Genomic DNA, 22,098 nt, shown 5'->3' with positions numbered 1-22,098 from the left:
CTGGCCGGGAGTCAGACCTTCACGAGGTCCGGCTTCGCGGGGCCGGACCCACCGGTGGACTTCGCGAGACCTTCGCCCTCGACGTCCACGTTCGGCAGGATCCGGTCCAGCCACTTCGGCAGCCACCAGGCCTTGTGGCCGAGCAGGGCGAGGACGGCCGGGACGATCGCCATCCGGACCACGAAGGCGTCGAAGAGGACCGCGACGGCGAGACCGAAGCCGATCATCTTGATCATCTGGTCGGTCATGCCGATGAAGCCGGAGAAGACCGCGATCATGATCACCGCGGCGGCGGTGACCACCCGGGCGCTGTGCCGGAAGCCGGTCACGATGGCCTCACCGGGCCGCTCGCCGTGCACGTACGCCTCGCGCATCCGGGTCACGAGGAAGACCTCGTAGTCCATCGCGAGGCCGAAGACGACGCCCACCATGAAGATCGGCATCATCGACATGATCGGGCCGGTCTGCTCGACCCCGAAGAGGCTGCCGAGCCAGCCCCACTGGAAGACCGCGACGACCGCGCCGAGCGCCGCGACCACCGAGAGCAGGAAGCCGAGGGCCGCCTTCAGGGGGACGAGGACCGAGCGGAAGACCAGGGTCAGCAGGACGAAGGCGAGGCCGACGACGAGGGCCAGATAGGGCACCAGGGCGTCGTTCATCTTCTGCGAGAAGTCGATGTTCAGGGCGGTGGCGCCGGTGACGAGGACGTCGTCGCCGGTGGCGTCCCGGATGTCGTGGACCAGGTTCTCGGTCTCGACCGAGGACGGCCGGTCCTTCGGGACCACGGTGATCATCGCGGCGTCGCCGGCCTTGTTCGGCGTCGCCGGGGTGACGGCCGCCCAGCCGTCGAGGCCCTTGATCGTGGAGACCGTCCGGTCGGCGGTCGCCTTGTCGCCGTCCACGACGACGAGCAGCGGGCCGTTGAAGCCGGGGCCGAAGCCGTCGGACAGCGCGTCGTACGCCCGGCGCTCGGAGGTGGAGGTGGGCTTCACGCCGTCGTCGGGGAGGCCCATCTTCAGGGAGGCGGCGGGCAGCGCGATCGCCCCGAGGCCGAACACGCCGGCGAGCAGCACCATCACGGGACGGCGGATGACGAACCGGGCCCAGCGGGTGCCGCCGTTGGGCTTGTCGGCCGCCTTCGCGGCGCCCTCGGCGCCGTTCGCGGCCTTGCGCTGCTTGCGGCCGACGACCTTGTTCCCGGCGAAGCCGAGCAGGGCGGGGATCAGGGTGAGCGCGATCAGTACGGCGATCACGACCGTGGCGGCGGCGGCGAAGCCCATCTTCGTCAGCATCGGGATGTTGACGACGGCCAGGCCGACCAGGGCGATGACGACGGTGAGTCCGGCGAAGACGACGGCGGAGCCGGCCGTGCCGACCGCGCGGCCGGCGGCGTCCTCGCGGTCGCGGCCCTCGGCGAGCTCCGCGCGGTAGCGGGAGACGATGAAGAGGGCGTAGTCGATGCCGACGGCGAGGCCGATCATCGACGCGAGCGTCGAGGTGGTGGTGCCGAGGTCGAGGACGTTCGCGAGCGCGCTGATCGAGGAGACGCCGATGCCGACGCCGATGATCGCGGTGAGCAGCGGGAGTCCGGCGGCGACGAGCGAGCCGAAGGTGATGACGAGGACGATGCCGGCGAGGACGATGCCGATGGCCTCGCTCGCGCCCTGCTCGGGCATGGTCTGGAGGGCGTCGCCGCCGACCTCGACGGTCAGCCCCTTGCCCTGCGCGCCGTGCCCGGCCTGCTTCAGCGCCTCGCGCGTCTCCTCGGTCAGCTCCATGGCGTTGACCTTGTAGGAGACCGAGACGTAGGCGGTGGAGCCGTTCTTCGAGACGGCGTGCGCGGTGTACGGGTCGGTGACCGAGACGATCTGGTCCGAGCCGGACCGGAGCGCGGCGACGGTCTCCTCGACGACGGCCTTGTGCGCCGGGTCGGTCATCTTCTCGCCCTCGGGGGCCTTGAAGACGACGCGGGCGGTGGCTCCGTCGGCTCCGGCGCCCGGGAAGCGCTCTTCGAGCAGGTCGAAGGCGCGCTGGGCCTCGGTGCCGGGTATGGAGAAGGAGCTGGAGGTCGGGGTGGGCGCGGTGGCGGCACCGACGCCGGCGAGCGCGAGGAGCGCCACCCAGAGGAGGGCGACGAGCCGTCGGCGCCGGAAGGCGGTGCGGCCCAACTTGTAGAGGAACGTGGCCACGGGGGCGTACTCCCAGGTGTGGGGCGGGACAGGGCATGGGGAGCCGGCCCGACGGCGTGAGCGGTACGCGTCAGGTGGTGCGGGGTGGGTCAGACGCCGAGTGAGGGGAGCACGACGGCGTCGATGTACGAGGCGAGGAAGGCGCGGTCGACCGGCTGGTCGTCGATGAGAGGGCGAGCGATGAACGCGCCGATGAGCATGTGCGGGACGAGCTTGAGCGCAGGGTTGGCGCCGTCGATCTCGCCTCTGCGGACCGCGCGGCCCAGCACGTCGTCGAGGCCGTTCATCTCGGGTTCGACGAGCAGCTCGCGCAGGGCCTGGAGCAGTTCGGGGTTGTCGTGGACGGCATGGGCGAGGCCCCGCATCAGCGCGGAGTCCTTCTCCATCTGGCAGTCGTCGGTCCGCTCCATCAGGGCGTGGAAGTCGCCGCGCAGCGAGCCGGTGTCGATCTCGGTGAGACTGACCGGCTTGTTGTGGCGCATCGCCCTGGCGACGAGTTGCGGCTTGCTCCCCCACTGGCGGTAGAGGGTGGCCTTGCTGGAGCGGGTGCGGGCGGCGACGGCGTCCATGGTGAGGGCGTCGTAGCCGACCTCGCGGAGGAGGTCGAGCACGGCTCCGTACAGCTCGGACTCCCGCTCGGGAGTGAGTCTGCTGCGTGCCATGCCGGGCTCCGATCCGAACGAAACGGTTTCGTACAGTACGAAGATACCCCCGCCGTCATCGAAACGAAACCGTTTCGTACGTGTCCTGGGCCACACGCGGCCACCCCCGGGGCAGACGACACGGACACCCCACAGGACGCCCGTTCACACATACGAGTTGCCTCACCCCGTCCGCGCGGAAAACATGGGGAGGTGAGTGACGACGTCGCGTATCTCCGTTTTCCGCACCTCCACGACGACCTGCTGTGCTTCGCCGCCGAGGACGACCTGTGGATCGCCCCGCTCGTCCCCGAGGGCCACCGCCCCGGCCGGGCCTGGCGCCTCACGGTCGACCGGACGCGGGTCGGGCACCCGCGCTTCTCGCCGGACGGGCGGCACATCGCGTACACGAACTGGCGCAGCCTCGATCCCGAGATCCACCTCGTCCCCATCGGTGGCGGCCCCGCCCGGCGGCTCACCTACTGGGGTTCCACCGACACCCGGGTCTGCGGCTGGACGCCCCCCGACAAGGACGGCCGCTCCGACATCCTCGCCGTCTCCTCGCACGGGCAGCCCTTCTCGTACTACTCCTGGGGCTACACCGTCCCCACCGACGGCTCCCCCGGCCTCCGCATGCCCTGGGGGCCGGTGTCCGACGTCGCCGTCACCGACGACCCCGGCATCTGCACGAGCTCCGGCGGGCACGGCGAGCGCCGCACCCTCCTCCTCACCGGGAAGCCGCCGCACGAGCCGGCCGCCTGGAAGCGGTACCTGGGCGGCGCCACCGGCCGCCTCTGGCTCCACGGGGAGCGGCTCCTGCCCGACATCGGCGGCCACCTCGACTGCGCCATGGTCGTCGACGGCCGGATCGCCTTCCTCTCCGACCACGAGGGCGTCGGCAACCTCTACTCCTGCCTGCCCGACGGCACCGACCTGCGCCGCCACACCGACCACGACGACTTCTACGCCCGGCACGCCTCGACCGACGGGCACCGCGTCGTCTACCAGTGCGCGGGCGACCTGTGGGTCGTCGACGCCCTCACCCCCGACTCCCGCCCCCGCAGGCTGGAGGTGCGGCTCGGCGGCCAGCGCGTCGGCCGCCGCTCCTACCAGGTGCCGGCCGCCCACCACGTCGACGCGGTCTCCGTCGACGAGACCGGCCGGGCCTCCGCCGTCTCCGTGCGCGGCAGCCTCTACTGGCTGACCCACCGCGACGGCCCCGCCCGCACCATCATCGACACCCCCGGCGTCCGCGTCAGGCTCCCCGAGATGCTCGGCAGCGGCGGCCAGGTCGCGTACGTCACCGACGCCGACGGCGAGGACGCCGTCGAGGTCGCCTATCTGCCGCGCGCCAGTGGCGACCGGCCGCCCCGCAGGCTCGCCTCGGGCGAGCTAGGCCGGGTCGAGGAGCTGGTCTCCGACCCCGACGGCGAGCGGCTCGCGATCGCCTCCCACGACGGCCGGCTCCTCCTCCTCGACGCGACGGAGGACTCCAACGGCGAGGTCACCGAGCTGATCAGGTCCGTCAACGGACCGGTCCGCGACCTCGCCTTCTCCCCCGACGGCGACTGGCTGACCTGGTCCCACCCGGGCATCGGTCGCTCCCTGCGCTCCATCAAGATGGCGCGGATCTCCGGCCCCGGCGCCCGCACCGTCGTCGACGTCACCAACGGGCGCTTCGAGGACGAGAACCCGGTCTTCACCCGGGACGGCCGCTACCTCGCCTTCCTCTCCTGGCGCGGCTTCGACCCGGTGTACGACGTGCACACCGGCGACCTGTCCTTCCCGCTCGGCTGCCGCCCCTACCTCGTCCCGCTCTCCTCCGCCACGCCCTCCCCCTTCGCGCTGCTCCCCGACGGGCGCCCGGCGGCGGGCGGCCTCGACCCCGCCGACGACGACACCGAGACCGGCGACGGCACGGTCACCGTCGAGATCGAGGGGCTCCCCGACCGGGTGACGCCCTTCCCGGTCGCCGCCTCCAAGTACTCGGCGCTGCACCCGGTCAGCGGCGGCGGCCTGGTCTGGCTGCGCTGGCCCATCTCGGGCGCGCTCGGCGAGACCTTCGCCAACCCGGCGGACACCTCCGGCAAGCCGACCCTGGAGCACTTCTCCATCACCAAGGCCCGCAAGAGCGAACTCGCCAAGGACCTCGACTGGTTCGCGGTCAGCGGCGACGGCACCCGGCTCGTCCTCGCCGACGAGGGAGAACTGCGGGCCGTGCCCGCCACCGAGTCCGGCGACGGCGACTCCACCGTCTACCTGGACCTGCGGCGCATCCTGCACGAGATCGACCCGGGCGCCGAGTGGCGGCAGGCCTTCGACGAGGCCGGCCGGATCGTCCGCGCCTACTTCTGGGAGCCCGGCATGGGCGGGGTCGACTGGAAGGCCGTCCTCGACCAGTACCGTCCGCTCGTCGAACGGGTCGCGTCCCCCGACGAGTTCGCCGACCTGCTCCGCGAGGTGATGGGCGAACTGGGCACCTCGCACGCGTACGTCACCCCCGCCCGCCGCAACGAAGGACCCCCGCACTACCAGCGGCCGATGGGCCTGCTCGGCGCCAACCTCGTGCCCCGGGAGGCCGGCTGGACCGTGAAGCGGATCCTGCCCGGCGAGTCCTCCGACTCCAAGGCCCGCTCCCCGCTCGCCGGCACCGGCATCCGCGAGGGCGCCGTCCTCACCCACGTCGACGGCCGCCCCGTGGACCCGGTCACCGGCCCCTACCCGCTGCTCTCCGGCACCGGCGGCACCACCGTCGAGCTCACCTTCACCCCCGCCGAGGGCGAGGGGCGCGCCCGCCGCGTCGCCGTCGTCCCGCTCATCGACGAGCGCCCCCTGCGCTACCAGGACTGGGTCGCCAAACGCCGTGCGGTGGTGCGGGAGGTCAGCGGCGGGCGCTGCGGCTACCTCCACATCCCCGACATGGGCGGCTCCGGCTGGGCCCAGTTCAACCGGGACCTGCGCATGGAGGTCTCCCGGCCGGCCCTCATCGTCGACGTCCGCGGCAACGCCGGCGGCAACATCAGCGAACTGGTCATAGAGAAACTGACCCGGAAGATCCTCGGCTGGGACCTCACCCGGAACGCCCAGCCCGTCAGCTACGCCTCCAACGCCCCGCGCGGCCCCGTCGTCGCCCTCGCCGACGAGGCCACCTCCTCCGACGGCGACATGATCACCGCCGCCTTCAAGCTCCTCGGCCTCGGCCCGGTCGTCGGGCAGCGCACCTGGGGCGGGGTCGTCGGCATGACCGGCCGCCACCGGCTCGGCGACGGCACCCAGATCACCGTGCCGATGAACGCGGCCTGGTTCCCCGAGTACGGCTGGTCCCTGGAGAACCACGGCGTCGAACCCGACCTCGCGGTCCTGCGCACCCCCCTCGACTGGGCCGAGGGACGGCACGCCCAGCTCGACGACGCGGTCCACGTCGCCCTCGCACTGCTCGACAAGACCCCGGCGGCGAGCCCCCCGGGCTACGAGGCCCTCCCCGACCGCTCCCGCCCGAAACTGCCCCCGAGGCCGGACGCGTAGGCAGCCACGGCCTGTCCGGCCCTGATCCGCCGGACGGGCCCTACGCGGGGATCAGCTCCCCCAGGTCCAGCTCGTAGGCGGCGCCGGCCTGCCCGTCGAGCGTCACGCTCCCGACCGCGCCGAACCCGACCCGCCCGAGCACGGCCCTCGACCCCGCGTTGTCGAGGGTCGTGACGGCGGTCAGCCGGCTCAGCCCGTACTCCTCCCGCGCCATCCGGCACAGCTCCCGCACTCCGGCCGTCGCCACCCCGCGCCCGGTGGCCTTCTCGGCGACCCGGTACCCGAGTTCGGCGCCCCCGTCGGCGACGTCGACCAGGTTGAAGCGCCCGAGTATCTCCCCTCCCTCCCCCACGAGGACGTGGAAGAGGATCGTCCCGGTCTCCTGCTCGTCGAGCAGCGCCCGGTGCCGCGCCTCGAAGTCGGTGAAGTACGCGTCCCCCCGGTCGGGCACGGAGGCGGCGAAGTACCCCCGGTTCTCCCGCTCGAAGGCGAGCAGGGCGGGGGCGTGATCGGATCGCAGTCGCTCAAGTACGGCCATGGGCGCCACCGTACGAAGATCCGGCGACGCGCGCGCGTGAGTAACGAGCCAAGATCGCGCGGGGGCGCCACGCACGAAGCGCACTCGGGCCCGCCCCGGGACCGCCGGGCACGCGCGAAGGCGCACCCGGTCTCCCGGGTGCGCCTCCGTCAAGGACGGGCGACGTCAGACGTCGTAGTCCTGCTCCAGACGGTCCTGGCTGTCCGGCCGAGCCCGGCGGGTCTCCTCTTCGGGGCGCCCGCGGCCCTTGGAGGCACGCTCGGACGCCTGGTCCTTCGCCTTGCCCGCGGCCTGCTTGGCCTGCTCCTTGAGCTGCTCCGCCTTGTCCTTGAACTGGTCTTGCATGCCCATGAAAGTTCACTCCTAGAAGTGTGTGGGGCGCCGGGGGCGGTCTGCCCCTCCGGCCTCGACCAGCCTCGCACGAGCGAACATTCCACGCATTTCGATCAGTTACGGTCCGTGAGGAACCTCCGTCGAGGCCCTCAGACCTTCGCCTTCCGCGCCTGCTCGTCGGCCGCCCCGCCCGCGCCCACCAGTCCCTTGGAGACCGTGCTCAGACGCGGCTCGAAGCGCCGCATCTCGCGCTGCCCGACCGTCGCGATCAGGCTCGGCAGACAGCCGCGGACCGACTGCATCCCGCGCAGCCACCACTGGGCGTACACATGGGCCGAGCGCCGCTCGACACCCGCCACGATCCGGTCGACGGCCGGGCCGAGGGGGTAGGTGCGGTTCGAGGGCCACGGCAGCCGCTGCCGCAGCTCCTTCATCACGTCGTCCTGGTCCGCGCCCCGCACCATGTCCGTGTCGGTCCAGGACAGGTAACCGACGCCGACCTTCACGCCCTTGTGGGCGACCTCGGCGCGCAGGCTGTGCGCGAAGGCCTCCACCCCCGACTTGGAGGCGCAGTAGGCGGTCATCATCGGGGCGGGGGTGATCGCGGCGAGCGAGGCGATCTGGAGGAAGTACCCTCGCGACTCCATGAGCACGGGCAGGAACGCCCGGCCCGTCACCGCGCCGCCGATCAGGTTCACCTCGATCACCCGCCGCCAGGCGTCCGGGTCGGAGTCGACGAAGGGCCCGCCCGCCGCGACACCGGCGTTGGCGATGACGATGTCGACCTTCCCGAACCGTTCCTTCACCTCGGCCGCGACCCGGGCCATCGCCTCGTGGTCGGTGACGTCCGCGTGCCACCAGTCGGCCTCGGTGTGCAGCCGCCCGGCGACCTCCTTGAGCTGCTCGGGCTCCAGGCCGACGAGCGCGATCCTCGCGCCGCGCGCGGAGAGCTTGCGGGCGAGCAGCTCCCCGACCCCCCGGGCCCCGCCGGTGACGACCGCGACCTGCCCTTCCAGGCTCATCCTGCTCATGCCCCTGCCTCCTCGTTCTCCTTCACGCCCAGGTACGTGAGGGTCAGTTCGCGGATCTGCGCGGTGACGGCCTCCGGGGCCTCCACCGGTGTCATGTGGCCCATGCCGGCCAGCTCGACGAGGCCCGTGCAGTGCGGCAACGCCTCCGCGAGGACGCGGGAGTGGGCGGGCGGGGTCAGCCGGTCGGCGGTGCCGACGAGCACGGCCACCGGCACCCGGAGCTCCCGCAGCCCCTGCTCCAGGTCGAGCCCGGCCAGGACCTGCGACCAGCCGTAGCGGGCGCCGCGCGGGCAGGCGTGCACGATCCGGGCACAGGCCTCGACCCGTTCCGGCGCCGAGCCCGGTCCCATCGTCGCGTACTTCAGGATCCTCTTCGAGACGGCGTTGACCGGACCGAGCGGCGCCTTCGCGCCGAGGACGGCCGCGGTCAGCCGGCTGCGCAGTCCGCCGGGCCGGAGCGGTACGACGGTGGCCTCGGCCGTCAGCCGGGAGGAGCCGGTGGAGCAGAGCAGGACGGCGGCGGCGTGCTCCCGGAAACCGGGCCGCCCGGCGGCCGCCATGATCGTCATGCCGCCCATGGAGTGGCCGGCCAGGACCGCCCGCTCGCCGGGTCCGAGGGTGGCCGCGAGCACCGCCTCCAGGTCGTCGGCGAGGGCCGTCGTCGAGTAGCCCGCGCCGCCGGTCGCGGCGGGGACCGGGGACCGGCCGTGGCCGCGCTGGTCGTAGGCGATGACCCGGTGGTCGGCGGCGAGGGACCGTATCTGCTCGGCCCAGAAGGCGATCGAGCAGGTCCAGCCGTGGGCGAGGACCACGGCGGGCGCGCCCTCGGGGCCGTACACCTCGACGTGGACCGGGGAGCCGTCGGCGGAGACGGCGGTGAGTGCGCGGGACTCGGGCAGCGAGGTCAGGTGCCGGCTCACTTGGCGGTCTCCTTCTTCTTGGGGGGACGAGGGGCCGCGGGCGCGGTCCGGGGGGCGCGGAGCACCTCGTACTCGGAGAGGTCGACCCGCCGGGTCTCGCGCCGGAACTCGGCCGTGGTGCCCGGCCACAGGGTGGTGTTGCGGCCGTCGGCGTCGAGGTACCAGCTGTTGCAGCCGCCGGCCTTCCACACGGTCCGCTCCATCCGGGACTGCACCTTGCGGTTCCAGGCGCCGACGGCGGAGGGGCGGACGGCGAGGGCGGCGCGGCCTCCGAGGACCTCGATCTGGCGGAGGTAGTCGGCCAGGTAGTTCAGCTGGGACTCGATCATGAGGATCATGGAGGAGTTCCCGAGGCCGGTGTTCGGCCCGATGATCATCATGAGGTTGGGGAAGCCGCCCGCGGTGGCCCCGCGCAGCACCTGGACGCCGTCCTTCCAGGACTCGGCGAGCGTGAGCCCCTCGGCGCCGACGACGCGCTCGGCGATCGGGATGTCGGTGACGTGGAAGCCCGTGCCGAAGACGATCGCGTCGACCTCGGTCTCGGTGCCGTCGGCTGCGATCACGGTCGAGCCGCGGACCTCGCGCAGCCCGGAGGCGACGACGTCCACGTTGGGCTGGGCGAGCGCCGGGTAGTACGTGTTCGAGAGCAGGATCCGCTTGCAGCCGATGCGGTACGAGGGCGTCAGCCTGGCCCGCAGCTCCGGGTCCTTGATGGAGCGGGCGATGTTCGCCTTGGCGAGCTTCTCGACGAGGCCGAGCTCGTTCGGGTGCTTGGTGAAGGCGCCGACCTGGAGCTCGCGGATGCCCCAGAGGATGCCCCGGCGCAGGGTCGCGGTGGCCGGGAGCGTGCGGTGGAGCCAGCGCTCGGGGGCGCTGATCGAGCGGTCCATGCGGGGCATGACCCACGGGGGCGTGCGCTGGAAGAGGGTGAGCCTTCCGACCTCGCGCTGGATCTCGGGCACGATCTGGATGGCGGAGGCGCCGGTGCCGACCATGGCGACGCGCTTGCCGCGGAGGTCGTAGTCGTGGTCCCAGCGGGCCGAGTGGAAGACCTTGCCGGGGAAGTCGGCGAGGCCGGGGATGTCGGGGATCCGCGGGTCGGAGAGCGGCCCGCCGGCGGAGACGAGGACCTCGGCGCTGAAGGTGCCGCCGCTGGTCTCGATCTCCCAGCGCAGCGCCTCCGCGTCCCAGCGCGCCCGCAGCAGCTCGTGGTTCAGGCGCAGGTGCGGACGGATCCCGAAGGTGTCCGTGACGTGCTCCAGGTAGGCGCGGATGTGCCGCTGCCCGGAGAAGGTCCGGGGCCAGTCCGGGTTGGGCGCGAAGGAGAAGGAGTAGAGATGGGAGGGGACGTCGCAGGCGCAGCCGGGGTAGCTGTTGTCGCGCCAGGCGCCGCCCACGGAGTCGGCCCGCTCCAGGACGACGAAGTCCGTGATCCCCTCGCGGCGCAGCCGGACGGCGGCTCCGATGCCGCCGAACCCCGCCCCGATCACCGCCACCCTGACGTGCTCGTGCTTCGCCATGCCGCCTCCCGTGCGCCCGGCCAAGATTCCGCCAGCAATCACTGGCACAGTCGGGACTGTAGAGCAGCTCCATACCGAGCGGTAGGGGTACGACGAGGGAAAGTTACCGGCGGTACAACATAGGCTGGCGGGTGTGGCAGAAGGATCACGTCCCGAGACGGGCGCACAGCGAGGTCCGCGCGACACGGCGACCGACGGCACGGGCGGCGGCGGTCGCGAGGCGCCGGGCGGCGGCGGTCGCGACACGGCCGGCGGCGGGCGAGAGTCCCTTGAGTCGCGTGAGCCCCGCGAGTACCGCATGGACGACCTGGCCGCCGCCGCCGGCATCACCGTGCGCACCCTGCGCTTCTACCGCGAGCGGGGCCTGATCCCGCCGCCCCGCCGCGAAGGCCGGATCGCCTGGTACGACGAGAACCACCTGGCCCGGCTGCGTACCATCGCCGCCCTCCTGGAGCGCGGCCACACCCTCAACGGCATCGCCGACCTCACCACGGCCTTCGAGAGCGGCCGCAACGTCCGCGAGGTCCTCGCCCTCCCCGCCCCCTCCGAGGAGGAGCCGGTACACCTCACCCCCGAGGAGCTCGCCGACCACTTCGCCGGCGAGGTCACCGCCGAGAACCTCGCCGCCGCGCTCGACCTCGGCTACCTCGTCACCGACGGCGAGGAGATCATCCACATCAGCCGCCGGCTGCTCGACGTCTCCGCCGCCCTGGTCCGGGAGGGCGTCCCGCTCGCCGAGGTCCTCAAGGCGGGCGCCCGCGTCCGCGAACACGCCGACGCCCTCGCCGGGCTCTTCAGCGAACTCCTGCGCGCCCACGCGGGCGAGGAGGACCTGTGGCGGCTGCGCCCGCTCGCCAAGAGCGTGGTGGAGGCCGAACTGTCGATGGCGCTCGACCGACGGCTGCGCGACACCCCCGAGGCCCCCTGAGGCACCGCGCGACGGCCTCATGATCGCCTGACAGGTTCTTCAACCGTTCCCGACGGCCCCTCCTCGGAGAGCGGTCCCCGGCGATGAGAATGCGCGCGCCCCGCGATGCCCCCACCCGGTCCCGCCAACGCAGAGCACGGCACCGCGCGGGAGGGAACTACAACTGGTAGACGGCCGTCACGGGGGCGTGGTCGCTCCACCGCTCCTCGTGGGTCGCGGCCCGCTCGACGTAGGCCTTGACGGCCTTGGCCGCGAGGCCGGGGGTGGCGATCTGGTAGTCGATCCGCCATCCGCTGTCGTTGTCGAAGGCGCGGCCCCGGTAGGACCACCAGGAGTAGGGCCCTTCCTGCTCGGGGTGGAGCTCGCGTACGACGTCGACGTATCCGCCGTCGCCGGCGTCGAGGACGCGGGAGAGCCACTCCCGCTCCTCGGGCAGGAAGCCGGCGTTCTTCCTGTTGGCCTTCCAGTTCTTGAGGTCGGCCTCGCGGTGGGCGATGTTCCAGTCGCCGCAGACCACGACCTCACGCCCGTCGGCGGCGGCCTTCTCCCGCAGCTCCTTCAGGTACGGCAGGAGGGCGTCCATGAAGCGGTACTTCTCGTCCTGGCGCTCGGTGCCGACCTCGCCGGAGGGCAGGTAGAGACTGGCGACGGTCACGCCGGGCAGGTCGGCCTCGACGTACCGGCCGCTGAGGTCGAACTCGGTGGACCCGAATCCGATCCGCACGGCGTCGGGCTCGCGCCGCGTGTAGAGCGACACACCGGCTCGGCCCTTGGCGGCGGCGGGGGCGTGGACGGTGAACCAGCCCTCGGGGCTGCGCACCTCCTCGGGCAGCTGCGCCGCCTCGGCCCGCACCTCCTGGAGGCAGACGGCGTCGGCGGAGGTGCCGGCCAGCCACTCGACGAAGCCCTTCTTGGCGGCGGCGCGGAGACCATTGACGTTCGCGGACGTGACAGTGAGCATCCCGGGAGGATACCGACCCGCCCCTCGTGCATACCTGTACGATGGTACGCATGAACATCCAGCCGACGCCCTTCGACCACCCCGACGCCGTCAAACTCAACGACGAGGTCCAGGCGGAGTACGCCCTCCGCTACGACGACGAGGGCGACGTCACACCTCTGGACGCCGGGATGTTCGCCCCGCCCCGCGGGCTCTACCTCCTCGCGTACGACCCCGCCGGCAGCCCCCTGGCCACCGGCGGCTGGCGCACCCAGGACAAGAACCCCGAGGGCTACGAGGACGGCGACGCCGAACTCAAGCGCATGTACGTGATCCCCGAGGCCCGCGGCCTGGGCCTGGCCCGCCGCATCCTCGCGGCCCTCGAAACCGACGCCCGCACCGCCGGCCGCACCCGCATGGTCCTCGAGACGGGCACCGCCCAGCCGGAGGCCATAGCCCTCTACACCTCCAGCGGCTACGCACCGTGCGCCAAGTTCGGCCACTACCGCGACCACCCCAACAGCCGCTGCTTCGCGAAGCCCCTGATCTGACGCCGCCGCTGACCCGCACTCAGGAACCGCGGGTCAGCACGCCCGCCCCTCCGGGGAAAGCAGAAATCCCGCCCGATCTTCCGATCGGACGGGATTCCCGTGTCTGTGGACCTGTGGGGATTTGAACCCCAGACCCCCTCGATGCGAACGAGGTGCGCTACCAGACTGCGCCACAGGCCCTTGCGACGTGTGAAACATTAGCATCCCGATCGGGAAGAACAAAAATCGCTTCCACCGCAGGTCAGCCGGGGGCCGTCGCGGGCCCCCGGGCGGGGTCATTCGTTGGCCGCGCGGGGGCGGTCGTCGTCCGCGTACTGGTCGAAGAGCGGGGTGCGGCCGTGGTCGCGGCGGGGCTGGGTGGTGCGCTGGCGGGGGGCCGGGGGCGGGGTGGGGGCCGGGTCGGCGGCCGTGGAGGAGCGGGCCGCGCTCCAGGTCTCCGGGTCCGTGATGTCGATGCCGCTCGTGGCGCGCGGGGCGACCGGGGCGGTGACGTACGTCGGGAGCGGCACGGGGACCGGGTCCCAGCTGTCGCCGCGGGCCGGGCCGCGCTCGCGCTGCTGGTCCACCCACTCCGCGTGGTCGGTCTGCTCGACCAGGGCGCGCCGGTCCGCCTCCTGCGGGGAGGGATCCGGCGTCGGCTCCGGCGTCGGGGTCGGGCGCCGGCTCTCGCGCAGGCGGGCGGCGGCCGCCTCGGCGCGGCGCCGGTCCATCACGTACACGAAGCGCCGTCGCTCCTGGGCCCGCAGGTGCACGATGTACGCGCTGAGGAGCAGTGCGGGGACCGCCGGGGCCCACAGGAAGGCGATGCCGCCGACGGCCGCGACGACCGCGCCGAGGGTGAAGCCGGCGAAGAGGAGCGTCGTGGTCCGGCGGCGACGGGCGAGAACCTTGCCGCGGCGCGCGCGCTCGGCGGCGGCGCCCGTGGCCGCGGGTCGGGCCGGAGCGGGGCCCGGCGCCTGCTCCGGTTCGGGTTCCGGGAGTTCCAGGCGCGCTTCCGTCCTGGCCGCGGGCGCGGAGAAGGCCCGGACGTCGACCGAGCTCAGATGCTCGGTCTCCGCGTCCGGGTCCACGTCGGGCGTCGTCCCCTGGGCCGTACGGTCCCGTTCCCTGAGCTCCTTGGCGTACCGGCGCTCCATGCCCGCCCGTCCGGAAAGCAGCCGGATGGCGGTGCTGAAGCGTTCCGTCGGACGGGCTTCGTTCAGCTCGTCCTGCCTGCGGAGCCACATCGGCACCAAGTAGGCGGCCCAGGCCCCGACGATGACTGCGTAGATGAGGCCGCTGCTGCTCACGTCTCACACGGTAGAGGGGTTCCGTAACACGCATCGGCCAATTGGCCCGGTGTGTCGCACGATCTGGCTGATATCACTGAACTTTTTTGTGATTGTTCAGATCGATTGACCGCCAACTGGCGATTAAATTCGAACACTTATTGCATTCTTGCCTGGTGCCAGCGTCTCAGCAGACCCTCCGGCACCTCCTCCGCCGTCAGCGCGTACACCAGGTGGTCCCGCCACGCGCCGTCGATGTGGAGATAACGGGGCCGCAGGCCCTCCTCGCGGAAACCGAGCTTCTCCACCACCCGGCGCGACGGCCCGTTCTCCGGGCGGATGCAGACCTCCATGCGGTGCAGCCCGACCACCCGGAAGCAGTGGTCGACGGCGAGCGCGACCGCCGTCGGCATCACCCCCCGCCCGGCCACCTCGCTGTCCACCCAGTACCCCACGTGCCCCGAGCACATCGAGCCCCAGGTGATCCCGGCCACCGTCAACTGCCCGACGAGCCGCCCCCGGTACTCGATCACGAACGGCAGCATCCGGCCGGCGTTCGCCTCGGACCGCAGATGGCGCACCATCTGACGGTACGTCGGGCGGCGGGCTGCCGGGCCGCCCGGGGGCGACGGGGGAACCGTCGCCTCCCAGGGCCGCAGCCACTCGCGGTTGCGCCGGTTCACCTCGCGCCAGGCCGCCTGGTCGCGCATCTTTATCGGTCGGAGCAGCACCTCGCCGTCGACGAGGACCGCCGGCCAGGACGGGATCACGACGCTCTCGGGTGGTCGCCACCGCGGATCTGGTCGACGGCGTGGCGCAGGAGCGGCTCCAGGACGGCGAGCCCGTCCCGTACGCCGCCCGGGGAGCCCGGCAGGTTCACGATGAGGGTGGCGCTCGCGACCCCGGCCAGACCGCGCGAGAGCGCCGCCGTCGGGACCTTCTCGCGGCCGTACGCGCGGATCGCCTCCGGGATGCCCGGGATCTCCCGCTCCAGGACCCGGCGGGTCGCCTCGGGGGTCTCGTCCGTGGGCGAGATGCCCGTACCGCCGGTGGTGACGATCACGTCGTACCCGGCGGCGACCCCCGCGCGCAGGGCGGCCTCGACCGGCGCCCCGTCCGGGACGACCTGCGGGCCGTCCACGGCGAAGCGCATCCGGGTCAGCCCCTCGGCGATCAGCGGACCGCCCTTGTCCTCGTACACCCCGGCCGACGCCCGGTTGGAGGCGGTGACGACGAGCGCGCGGTAGGCCGCGACCGGCACCTCCTCGGGCCCGGTGGGCTCCTCGTGCTCGTGGGTCCCCGACACCCGGCCCGCGCGCGTCACGCCTCGGCCCTCGTCCAGTGGCCCGACTTGCCGCCCGTCTTCTCCTCCACCCGTACGTCGGAGATGACCGCGCCCTTGTCGACCGCCTTCACCATGTCGACGACGGTCAGGGCCGCCACCGAGACCGCCGTGAGGGCCTCCATCTCGACGCCCGTGCGGTCCGTGGTCTTCACCGTCGCCAGGATCTCGACCGCCTCGTCCGTGACCGCCAGGTCCAGGGTGACGCCCGAGACGGCCAGCGGGTGGCAGAGCGGGATGAGGTCCGGGGTCTTCTTGGCGCCCATGATCCCGGCGATGCGGGCGGTGGCCAGCGCGTCGCCCTTCGGGACGCCCTCGCCGCGCAGCAGCTCGATCACGCGCGGCGAGACGAGGACCCGCCCGCTGGCGCGGGCGGTGCGGGACGTGACGTCCTTGGCCGATACGTCGACCATGCGGGCCGCGCCCGCCTCGTCGATGTGGGTGAGACCTTGCTGCGTGCTCATGGCCGTGACACTCCCGGTCGCTGTGTGAAGGACGACACCGTACCCCCACCCTGGCCCCCTCAGCCGAGGAGGACCACTTCCAGCTCGTCCCCCGGCTCGACGCTCTCCGTCTCCTCCGGGACCACGAGCAGGCAGTCCGCGTGGGCGAGGGCCGCGATCAGGTGGGAACCGGCACCGCCCACAGGTGTGACGGTGCCCGCCTCCGGGTCGTACGAGCCGCGCAGGAACTGGCGGCGGCCGGCCGGGGACGACAGGGCCTTCTCCGCGGCGAGCACCGCGCGGACCCGGGGCCGGTGGAGGTCCTCGACGCCCATCAGCGCGCGGATCGCGGGGCGCACGAACAGCTCGAAGGAGACGTACGAGGAGACCGGGTTGCCCGGGAGGGCGAGCAGCGGGATCTGCTCGGCGCCGATCGCGCCGAAGCCCTGCGGCTTGCCCGGCTGCATGGCCAGCTTGCGGAAGTCGACCTGGCCGTCGGCGGTCAGCGCCTCCTTCACCACGTCGTACGCGCCGACGCTCACCCCGCCGGTGGTCACGATGAGGTCGGCCCGGATGAGCTGGTCCTCGATGGTGGCGCGCAGCGACTCCGCGTCGTCGGCGACGGCCCCCACCCGGTAGGCCAGGGCGCCGGCGTCGCGTGCGGCGGCGGCGAGCGTGAAGCTGTTGGAGTCGTGGATCTGGCCCTCGCCCAGCGGCTCGCCGGGCTGGACGAGCTCGCTGCCGGTGGAGAGGACGACCACGCGGGGGCGGGGGCGGACCTTGACTCTGCCCCGGCCGATCGCGGCGAGCAGGCCGATCTGCGGCGGCCCCAGGACGGTGCCCGCCGCGAGGGCGAGCTCCCCGGCCCGTACGTCGCTGCCGGCCCTGCGGACATGGGCGCCGGCCTGGGCCGCGCGGTGGACGCGGACCTCTCCCCCGGCGCCCTCGGGGGCGGTGGACGCGGCGGTCATGCCGGTGGCCGCGCCCCCTCCCGTACCGCCGTCGGTCCACTCGACGGGGACGACGGCCTCGGCGCCGGGCGGCAGCGGGGCGCCGGTCATGATCCGGGCGGCCTGGCCGGGGCCGACCTCGGGCAGGCCGCCGGCGCCCGCGGCGACGTCGCCGATGACGGTGAGGACGGCGGGGAACTCCTCGGTGGCACCGGCGACATCGGCGACCCGGACCGCGTACCCGTCCATGGAGCTGTTGTCGAAGGGGGGCAGCGCGACCGGCACCGTCACGTCCTCGACGAGGACGCAGCCCTGGGCGTCGAGGAGTTGCAGGTCGATCGGTTCGAGCGGGGCGACCGTCGCGAGGATGTCGTCGAGGTGCTCGTCCACCGACCACAGGCCGCGGGCCGGGCCCGCGCAGGGGTCGGCCACCCCGGTCCCGTGGCCGTGGTCGTGGTCGTGGTCGTCGGGGGACGGCGACGGTGCCGCGCTGCTGCTCAAGGTGCTACATCTCCTCGCTGACGTATCTCCGGAGCCAGGACCGGAAGTCCGGCCCCAGATCTTCACGTTCGCACGCGAGTCTGACAATGGCACGCAGATAGTCCCCGCGGTCACCGGTGTCGTAGCGGCGGCCCTTGAACACGACGCCGTGCACCGGACCGCCGATCTTCTCGTCCGAGGCGAGCTTCTGCAGGGCGTCGGTCAGCTGGATCTCGCCGCCACGGCCCGGCTCGGTCTCCCGCAGCGTGTCGAAGACGGCCGGATCCAGGACGTAACGGCCGATGATCGCGTAATTGCTGGGCGCCTCGCCCGCGTCCGGCTTCTCGACCAGGTCCGTCACCTTCACGACGTCCGCGTCGACGGTCGCCTCGACCGCCGCGCAGCCGTAGAGGTGGATCTGCGAGGGGTCGACCTCCATCAGGGCGATGACACTGCCGCCCTCCCGCTCCTGGACCTCCACCATCCGCGCGAGCAGCGGGTCGCGCGGGTCGATCAGGTCGTCGCCGAGGAGCACCGCGAAGGGCTGGTCGCCGACGTGCGGGGCGGCGCAGAGCACGGCGTGGCCGAGGCCGCGCGGGGCGCCCTGGCGGACGTAGTGCATGGTGGCCAGGTCGCTGGGCTCCTGGACCTTGGAGAGGCGCTCGGCGTCGCCCTTCCGGCTCAGGGCCTCCTCCAGCTCGTAGTTCCGGTCGAAGTGGTCCTCCAAGGGACGCTTGTTCCGGCCGGTGATCATCAGGACGTCGGAGAGGCCGGCCGCGACGGCCTCCTCGACGACGTACTGGATGGCCGGCTTGTCGACGACCGGCAGCATCTCCTTCGGCGTCGCCTTGGTCGCCGGGAGGAAGCGGGTGCCGAGACCGGCGGCCGGGATGACAGCCTTGCTGATCCGGCCGAGCCTGGGGAGCGACTGATTCATGCGGAGAACCTTAGTCGTTCGGAATGAGAAGAAGATGTGACTTCGGTTAACTTTCTTGACATAAAGATAGTTACGCGAAATTCATGAACGCACAGAGGGCTGTCATGACACCGGAGATGTCCGAAAAGACCGTGCTGCGCAGCCGACTTCTGGCCGCCCGCGCCGCGCTCACCCCCGAATCCCTGGCGGACGCGGCCGAAGCCCTCGCCCGGCGGGGAATGGAACTGGCCGAACTCGCCGAGGCGGCCACCGTCGCCGCCTATGTGTCGGTCGGCCGCGAACCGGGCACGCGCGCGTTGCTCGACGCCCTCCACGCGCGCGGGGTGCGGGTCCTGCTCCCGGTCCTGCTCCCCGACAACGACCTGGACTGGGCGGCGTACGAGGGACGTGAGGCGCTCGCGAAGGCCGGCCGCGGCCTGCTCGAACCGACCGGACCCCGGCTCGGCCCCGAGGCGGTGTGCGCCGCCGACGCCGTGCTGCTGCCGGGTCTCGCCGTCGACGGACGCGGGATGCGGCTCGGGCGGGGCGGCGGCTCGTACGACCGGGTGCTCGCCCGGCTCGCACGCGCGCGCGTGGACCCGGCCCTGGTGGTGCTCCTCTACGCGGACGAGGTGGTCGCCCGGGTCCCGGAGGAACCGCACGACCACCCCGTGCACGCCGTGGTGACCCCGGAGGGGGTCACCCGCTTCGGCCCCTGATCAGGGCTTGAGGACCAGCGTTTCCTTCGCCGCCGCGTCGACCGCCGCCTTGCCGTAGGCCCAGTCGTACAGCTCGCCCTTCGCCCAGGCGTCCGTCTGGTCGGTGTAGTTCGAGTGGAAGGCGTGGCCGGAGGCGCCGGTCAGGTTGACCCAGCGGGACCTGTCCCAGTCGCCGACGTTGACGACCATCCGCATCGACGGGACCCAGATGACGTCGTAACCGCCGGCCGCGTTCCAGCCGGTGGCGTCGACCGCCGCCTCGCCGCCGCCCAGGTTCCACGGGCCGCGGTTGAGGAGCTTCTGCACGGCGCCGGGTCCCGCCGTGCCGAGGGTCTGGTTCTTCAGGGTCAGCTGGTGCAGCCGGCCCCAGCTCCAGGTGGAGACGTCCTTGCCGAGCTTGGCGGTCAGCTCCCAGCGGGCGTCCTTCATGGCGCGGGCGAGCAGCTGGTCACGCGTCTCGGTGGCCGGATCCAGACGGTTGCCCCGGGCGGTCCACCACTCGTTCTTCTCCTGCGTGAGGAGCGGGCGGACCACCTCGTACCAGCGGTCGCCGCCGTCCGGCTGCGCCGAGTCGGGGTCGCGCTGACCGCACTCGCGGACGAGCTTGTTCTGCTCGTCGACCGGGCCGGTGGCGTCGGCCGGGCGGACGCTGATGCAGTCGCCCTCGGCGCGCAGTTCCTTGGGCAGCTTGTTCCCGAAGGCGAGCTTGAGGACGTTGCGCCAGACCGCGTTGAAGTAGGCGGCGGCCGCCGAGTCGGGCTCCTGGGTGTAGTCCCAGCCCTCGAGGAGCTTCTGTGCCTCGCGGACGTACGGGTCGGAGATGTCGATCTTCAGCAGGAGCGGGTTGAGCAGGGTCGCGATCTCGCTGCGGTTGTCCGTCTGCATGGTCCGCATGTCGTCCGAGGAGATCTTGCCGCCGTCCTTGGTCTTCGACTCGATGAGGTCGGTGATCCGCCGGCTGCGCGAGCCGTAGCCCCAGTCCTTGGTGAGCAGGTCGGGGTAGGTCTTCTCGTCGATCACGGCCTGGTTGGCGGTGACGATGTAGCCGCGCTCCGGGTCGTACTCGTAGGGCAGCTGCTCGAAGGGGATGTAGCCCTTCCAGCGGTACGAGGAGTCCCAGCCGGGCGCGGGCAGGGTGCCGTCGCCCTTGGAGCGCCGCGGGATCTTGCCGGGCGACTGGTAGCCGATGTGGCCCTCGGTGTCGGCGTAGATCAGGTTCTGGGACGGGACCTCGAAGTTCTTCGCGGCGGCCCGGAAGGTGGTGAAGTCCTTGGCGCGGTCGAGGGCGAAGATCGCGTCCATCGACTTGCCGGGCTGGAGCGCGGTCCACTGGAGGGAGACGCCGTAGCCGGTGCCGCGATCGGGGGCGGCGTTGCCGACGGGGGCCTTCTGGCCGACCTTCTCCAGCTCGGAGGAGCGGTCGGAGACGAGCGGGCCCCGCTCGGTGGAGCGGACGGTGATCTTCCGGTCGCTGCCGCCGGCGACCTTGATGGTCTCCTCGCGGGTGGTGAAGGGCTTGACCTTCCCGTCCACGAGGTAGCCGTCGGGGCCGATCTTCTCCAGGTAGAGGTCGGTGACGTCGGCGCCGAGGTTGGTGAGACCCCAGGCGATCTTGTCGTTGTGGCCGATGATCACGCCGGGCATGCCGGAGAAGGTGTAGCCGGCGACGTCGTAGCGGCAGGTGGCCGAGACCGAGCGGCAGTGCAGGCCCATCTGGTACCAGAGGGACGGCAGCTGGGGCGCGAGGTGCGGGTCGTTGGCGAGCAGCGGCCTGCCGGAGGTGGTGAGCCGCCCGGAGACGACCCAGGAGTTGGAGCCGATGCCGTTGCCGTTGGGGCCGAGCAGGGCGGGAACGGTGTCGAGGACCTCGGAGAGCGCGCCGAGCTGGGACTGCGTACCCGAGGCGCTCGATCCGCCGGGGCCGGCGCCCGGGGTGTCGCCGGTGGTGGTGCCGTCGCCCTCGGTCGCGGCGGCCTTCGGGTCGAACTTCCCGGTGGACTCGTCGACCGCGCCCTTGTCGACGATCGGCTGGTGGAGCGCGTACGGGTACTCCGGGTACAGCTGCTTGATCTGCCGCGCGCTCAGCCGGCTCGTCATCAGCGAGCGGTCGATCTCGTCCTGCATGTTGCCGCGCAGGTCCCAGGCCATCGCCTTGAGCCAGGCCACCGAGTCGACCGGGGTCCAGGGCTCGATCGCGTAGTCGTTGGTGAGGGCGAGCGCCGCGTACTCGACGGAGACGTCCGCCGGGTCACGGTCCTTCAGGTAGGCGTTGACGCCCTCCGCGTACGCCTTGAGGTACTTCTTCGTCTCCGGGGACAGGACCTTGTCGTACTCCTCCTGCGCGACCCGTCGCCAGCCGAGGGTGCGCAGGAAGGCGTCGGTGTCGACCTGGCTCTCGCCGAACAGCTCGGAGAGGCGGCCCGCGGTCACGTGCCGGCGGACGTCCATCTCGTAGAAGCGGTCCTGCGCCTGGACGTAGCCCTGGGCGCGGAAGAGGTCCGTCTCGTTGTCGGCGTAGATCTGCGGGACGCCGTTCGCGTCGCGCTTCACCTCGACATCGGCGGAGAGGCTGTCGAGACGGATCTCGCCGGTCGTCTGCGGGAACGAGGCCCGGACGGTGCTGACACCCCAGTACCCGCCGAATCCGATGCCCGCGACCAGTGCGAGGACCAGGACGAGGAGGAGCAGGCGGGCGCGCCGCCCTTTCTTCTTGGCGGTCTTCTTGCCGGGGGGCGCGGTCGTGTTGGAGGGCATCGCTGTCCTTCGAGGGGCAGGGTGGTCCTGGAGTACGGGAGCAACCTTAGGCGCAGCGTCCGGACGGCCCGGACGCGGTGTCAGGAAGAGAACCGTACGGGTGAGCGAGG

General features: G+C 72.3%; 19 protein-coding genes and 1 tRNA gene. 4 read left to right on the top strand and 16 right to left on the bottom strand.

Translation table 11 applies throughout. The annotated features are described in order from the left end of the window. Positions 1-11: 11 nt before the first annotated feature. Together ACZ51I_RS27555 and ACZ51I_RS27550 are read right to left on the bottom strand one after the other, a co-directional pair. Positions 12-2,189, bottom strand: coding sequence for an MMPL family transporter (locus ACZ51I_RS27555; RefSeq protein WP_468880935.1), 2,178 nt, complete (start codon positions 2,187-2,189; stop codon positions 12-14). 89 nt (positions 2,190-2,278) lie between these two features. Continuing rightward, positions 2,279-2,851, bottom strand: coding sequence for a TetR/AcrR family transcriptional regulator (locus ACZ51I_RS27550; RefSeq protein WP_468880932.1), 573 nt, complete (start codon positions 2,849-2,851; stop codon positions 2,279-2,281). Between the two features lie 192 nt (positions 2,852-3,043). On the opposite strand from ACZ51I_RS27550, the gene ACZ51I_RS27545 reads away from it, so the two are divergent. Continuing rightward, the gene (locus tag ACZ51I_RS27545) at positions 3,044-6,355 is read left to right on the top strand and encodes a S41 family peptidase (protein WP_468880929.1); all 3,312 of its coding nucleotides are present in this window, start codon (positions 3,044-3,046) and stop codon (positions 6,353-6,355) included. Between the two features lie 40 nt (positions 6,356-6,395). Here the strand turns inward: ACZ51I_RS27545 and ACZ51I_RS27540 are convergent, their stop codons facing one another. The 5 genes from ACZ51I_RS27540 to ACZ51I_RS27520 form a co-directional block, all read right to left on the bottom strand. Further along, entirely contained in the window at positions 6,396-6,893 is a 498-nt protein-coding gene (locus ACZ51I_RS27540) for a GNAT family N-acetyltransferase (RefSeq protein WP_468880928.1), read from the bottom strand. Positions 6,894-7,058: 165 nt separating this feature from the next. Continuing rightward, on the bottom strand, positions 7,059-7,244 hold the full coding sequence (locus ACZ51I_RS27535) for a hypothetical protein (RefSeq protein ID WP_468880925.1): 186 nt from the start codon (positions 7,242-7,244) through the stop codon (positions 7,059-7,061). 131 nt (positions 7,245-7,375) lie between these two features. Then, positions 7,376-8,257 carry an SDR family oxidoreductase gene (locus ACZ51I_RS27530; protein ID WP_468880923.1) on the bottom strand — a complete coding sequence of 294 codons (882 nt, stop codon included), beginning with the start codon at positions 8,255-8,257 and terminating at the stop codon, positions 7,376-7,378. After that, positions 8,254-9,177 (bottom strand): alpha/beta fold hydrolase, encoded by a 924-nt coding sequence (locus ACZ51I_RS27525; RefSeq protein WP_468880921.1) that lies wholly within the window; start codon positions 9,175-9,177, stop codon positions 8,254-8,256. The genes ACZ51I_RS27530 and ACZ51I_RS27525 overlap by 4 nt, the downstream gene beginning before the upstream one ends. After that, positions 9,174-10,697, bottom strand: coding sequence for a flavin-containing monooxygenase (locus tag ACZ51I_RS27520; protein ID WP_468880919.1), 1,524 nt, complete (start codon positions 10,695-10,697; stop codon positions 9,174-9,176). Before ACZ51I_RS27520 ends, ACZ51I_RS27525 begins: the two co-directional genes overlap by 4 nt. A 298-nt stretch (positions 10,698-10,995) precedes the next feature. Here ACZ51I_RS27520 and ACZ51I_RS27515 point away from each other — a divergent pair, with 298 nt between their 5' ends. Continuing rightward, positions 10,996-11,625 carry a MerR family transcriptional regulator gene (locus tag ACZ51I_RS27515; protein WP_468881321.1) on the top strand — a complete coding sequence of 210 codons (630 nt, stop codon included), beginning with the start codon at positions 10,996-10,998 and terminating at the stop codon, positions 11,623-11,625. A 157-nt stretch (positions 11,626-11,782) separates the two neighbouring features. On the opposite strand, the gene ACZ51I_RS27510 is transcribed toward ACZ51I_RS27515, so the two are convergent. Then, entirely contained in the window at positions 11,783-12,586 is an 804-nt protein-coding gene (locus ACZ51I_RS27510) for an exodeoxyribonuclease III (protein ID WP_468880917.1), read from the bottom strand. 50 nt (positions 12,587-12,636) lie between these two features. Between ACZ51I_RS27510 and ACZ51I_RS27505 the strand changes: the two genes are divergently transcribed. Further along, complete coding sequence (locus ACZ51I_RS27505) at positions 12,637-13,116, top strand: GNAT family N-acetyltransferase (RefSeq protein ID WP_468880914.1); 480 nt, start codon at positions 12,637-12,639, stop codon at positions 13,114-13,116. A gap of 106 nt (positions 13,117-13,222) precedes the next feature. Here the strand turns inward: ACZ51I_RS27505 and ACZ51I_RS27500 are convergent. From ACZ51I_RS27500 to galU, 7 genes are all read right to left on the bottom strand, one after another. Continuing rightward, positions 13,223-13,296 (bottom strand) — tRNA-Ala (locus tag ACZ51I_RS27500). Positions 13,297-13,391: 95 nt separating this feature from the next. Then, the gene (gene sepX / locus ACZ51I_RS27495; RefSeq protein WP_468880912.1) at positions 13,392-14,405 is read right to left on the bottom strand and encodes a divisome protein SepX/GlpR; all 1,014 of its coding nucleotides are present in this window, start codon (positions 14,403-14,405) and stop codon (positions 13,392-13,394) included. Positions 14,406-14,542: 137 nt separating this feature from the next. Beyond that, positions 14,543-15,154 carry a GNAT family N-acetyltransferase gene (locus ACZ51I_RS27490; protein ID WP_468880909.1) on the bottom strand — a complete coding sequence of 204 codons (612 nt, stop codon included), beginning with the start codon at positions 15,152-15,154 and terminating at the stop codon, positions 14,543-14,545. Continuing rightward, a complete protein-coding gene (locus ACZ51I_RS27485; RefSeq protein WP_468881318.1) occupies positions 15,151-15,690 on the bottom strand; it encodes a MogA/MoaB family molybdenum cofactor biosynthesis protein in 540 nt (179 codons plus the stop codon). The genes ACZ51I_RS27490 and ACZ51I_RS27485 overlap by 4 nt, the downstream gene beginning before the upstream one ends. A gap of 14 nt (positions 15,691-15,704) precedes the next feature. Then, positions 15,705-16,190, bottom strand: a complete 486-nt coding sequence (gene moaC / locus ACZ51I_RS27480) for a cyclic pyranopterin monophosphate synthase MoaC (protein WP_468880906.1) — start codon at positions 16,188-16,190, stop codon at positions 15,705-15,707. A gap of 59 nt (positions 16,191-16,249) precedes the next feature. Beyond that, entirely contained in the window at positions 16,250-17,620 is a 1,371-nt protein-coding gene (glp, locus tag ACZ51I_RS27475; RefSeq protein WP_468880904.1) for a molybdotransferase-like divisome protein Glp, read from the bottom strand. 4 nt (positions 17,621-17,624) lie between these two features. Then, positions 17,625-18,536 carry a UTP--glucose-1-phosphate uridylyltransferase GalU gene (gene galU / locus ACZ51I_RS27470; RefSeq protein WP_468880901.1) on the bottom strand — a complete coding sequence of 304 codons (912 nt, stop codon included), beginning with the start codon at positions 18,534-18,536 and terminating at the stop codon, positions 17,625-17,627. A 104-nt stretch (positions 18,537-18,640) separates the two neighbouring features. Between galU and ACZ51I_RS27465 the strand changes: the two genes are divergently transcribed. Next, the gene (locus ACZ51I_RS27465; protein ID WP_468881316.1) at positions 18,641-19,234 is read left to right on the top strand and encodes a 5-formyltetrahydrofolate cyclo-ligase; all 594 of its coding nucleotides are present in this window, start codon (positions 18,641-18,643) and stop codon (positions 19,232-19,234) included. Here ACZ51I_RS27465 and ACZ51I_RS27460 read toward each other — a convergent pair whose 3' ends face one another. Then, positions 19,235-21,988 (bottom strand): penicillin acylase family protein, encoded by a 2,754-nt coding sequence (locus ACZ51I_RS27460; protein WP_468880900.1) that lies wholly within the window; start codon positions 21,986-21,988, stop codon positions 19,235-19,237. Positions 21,989-22,098: the final 110 nt, after the last annotated feature.

It is taken from the genome of Streptomyces sp. NPDC034084, from assembly GCF_055575535.1.
Note: the sequence above shows the minus strand (reverse complement) of the source record. Positions and strands in the feature narration are given on the sequence as shown.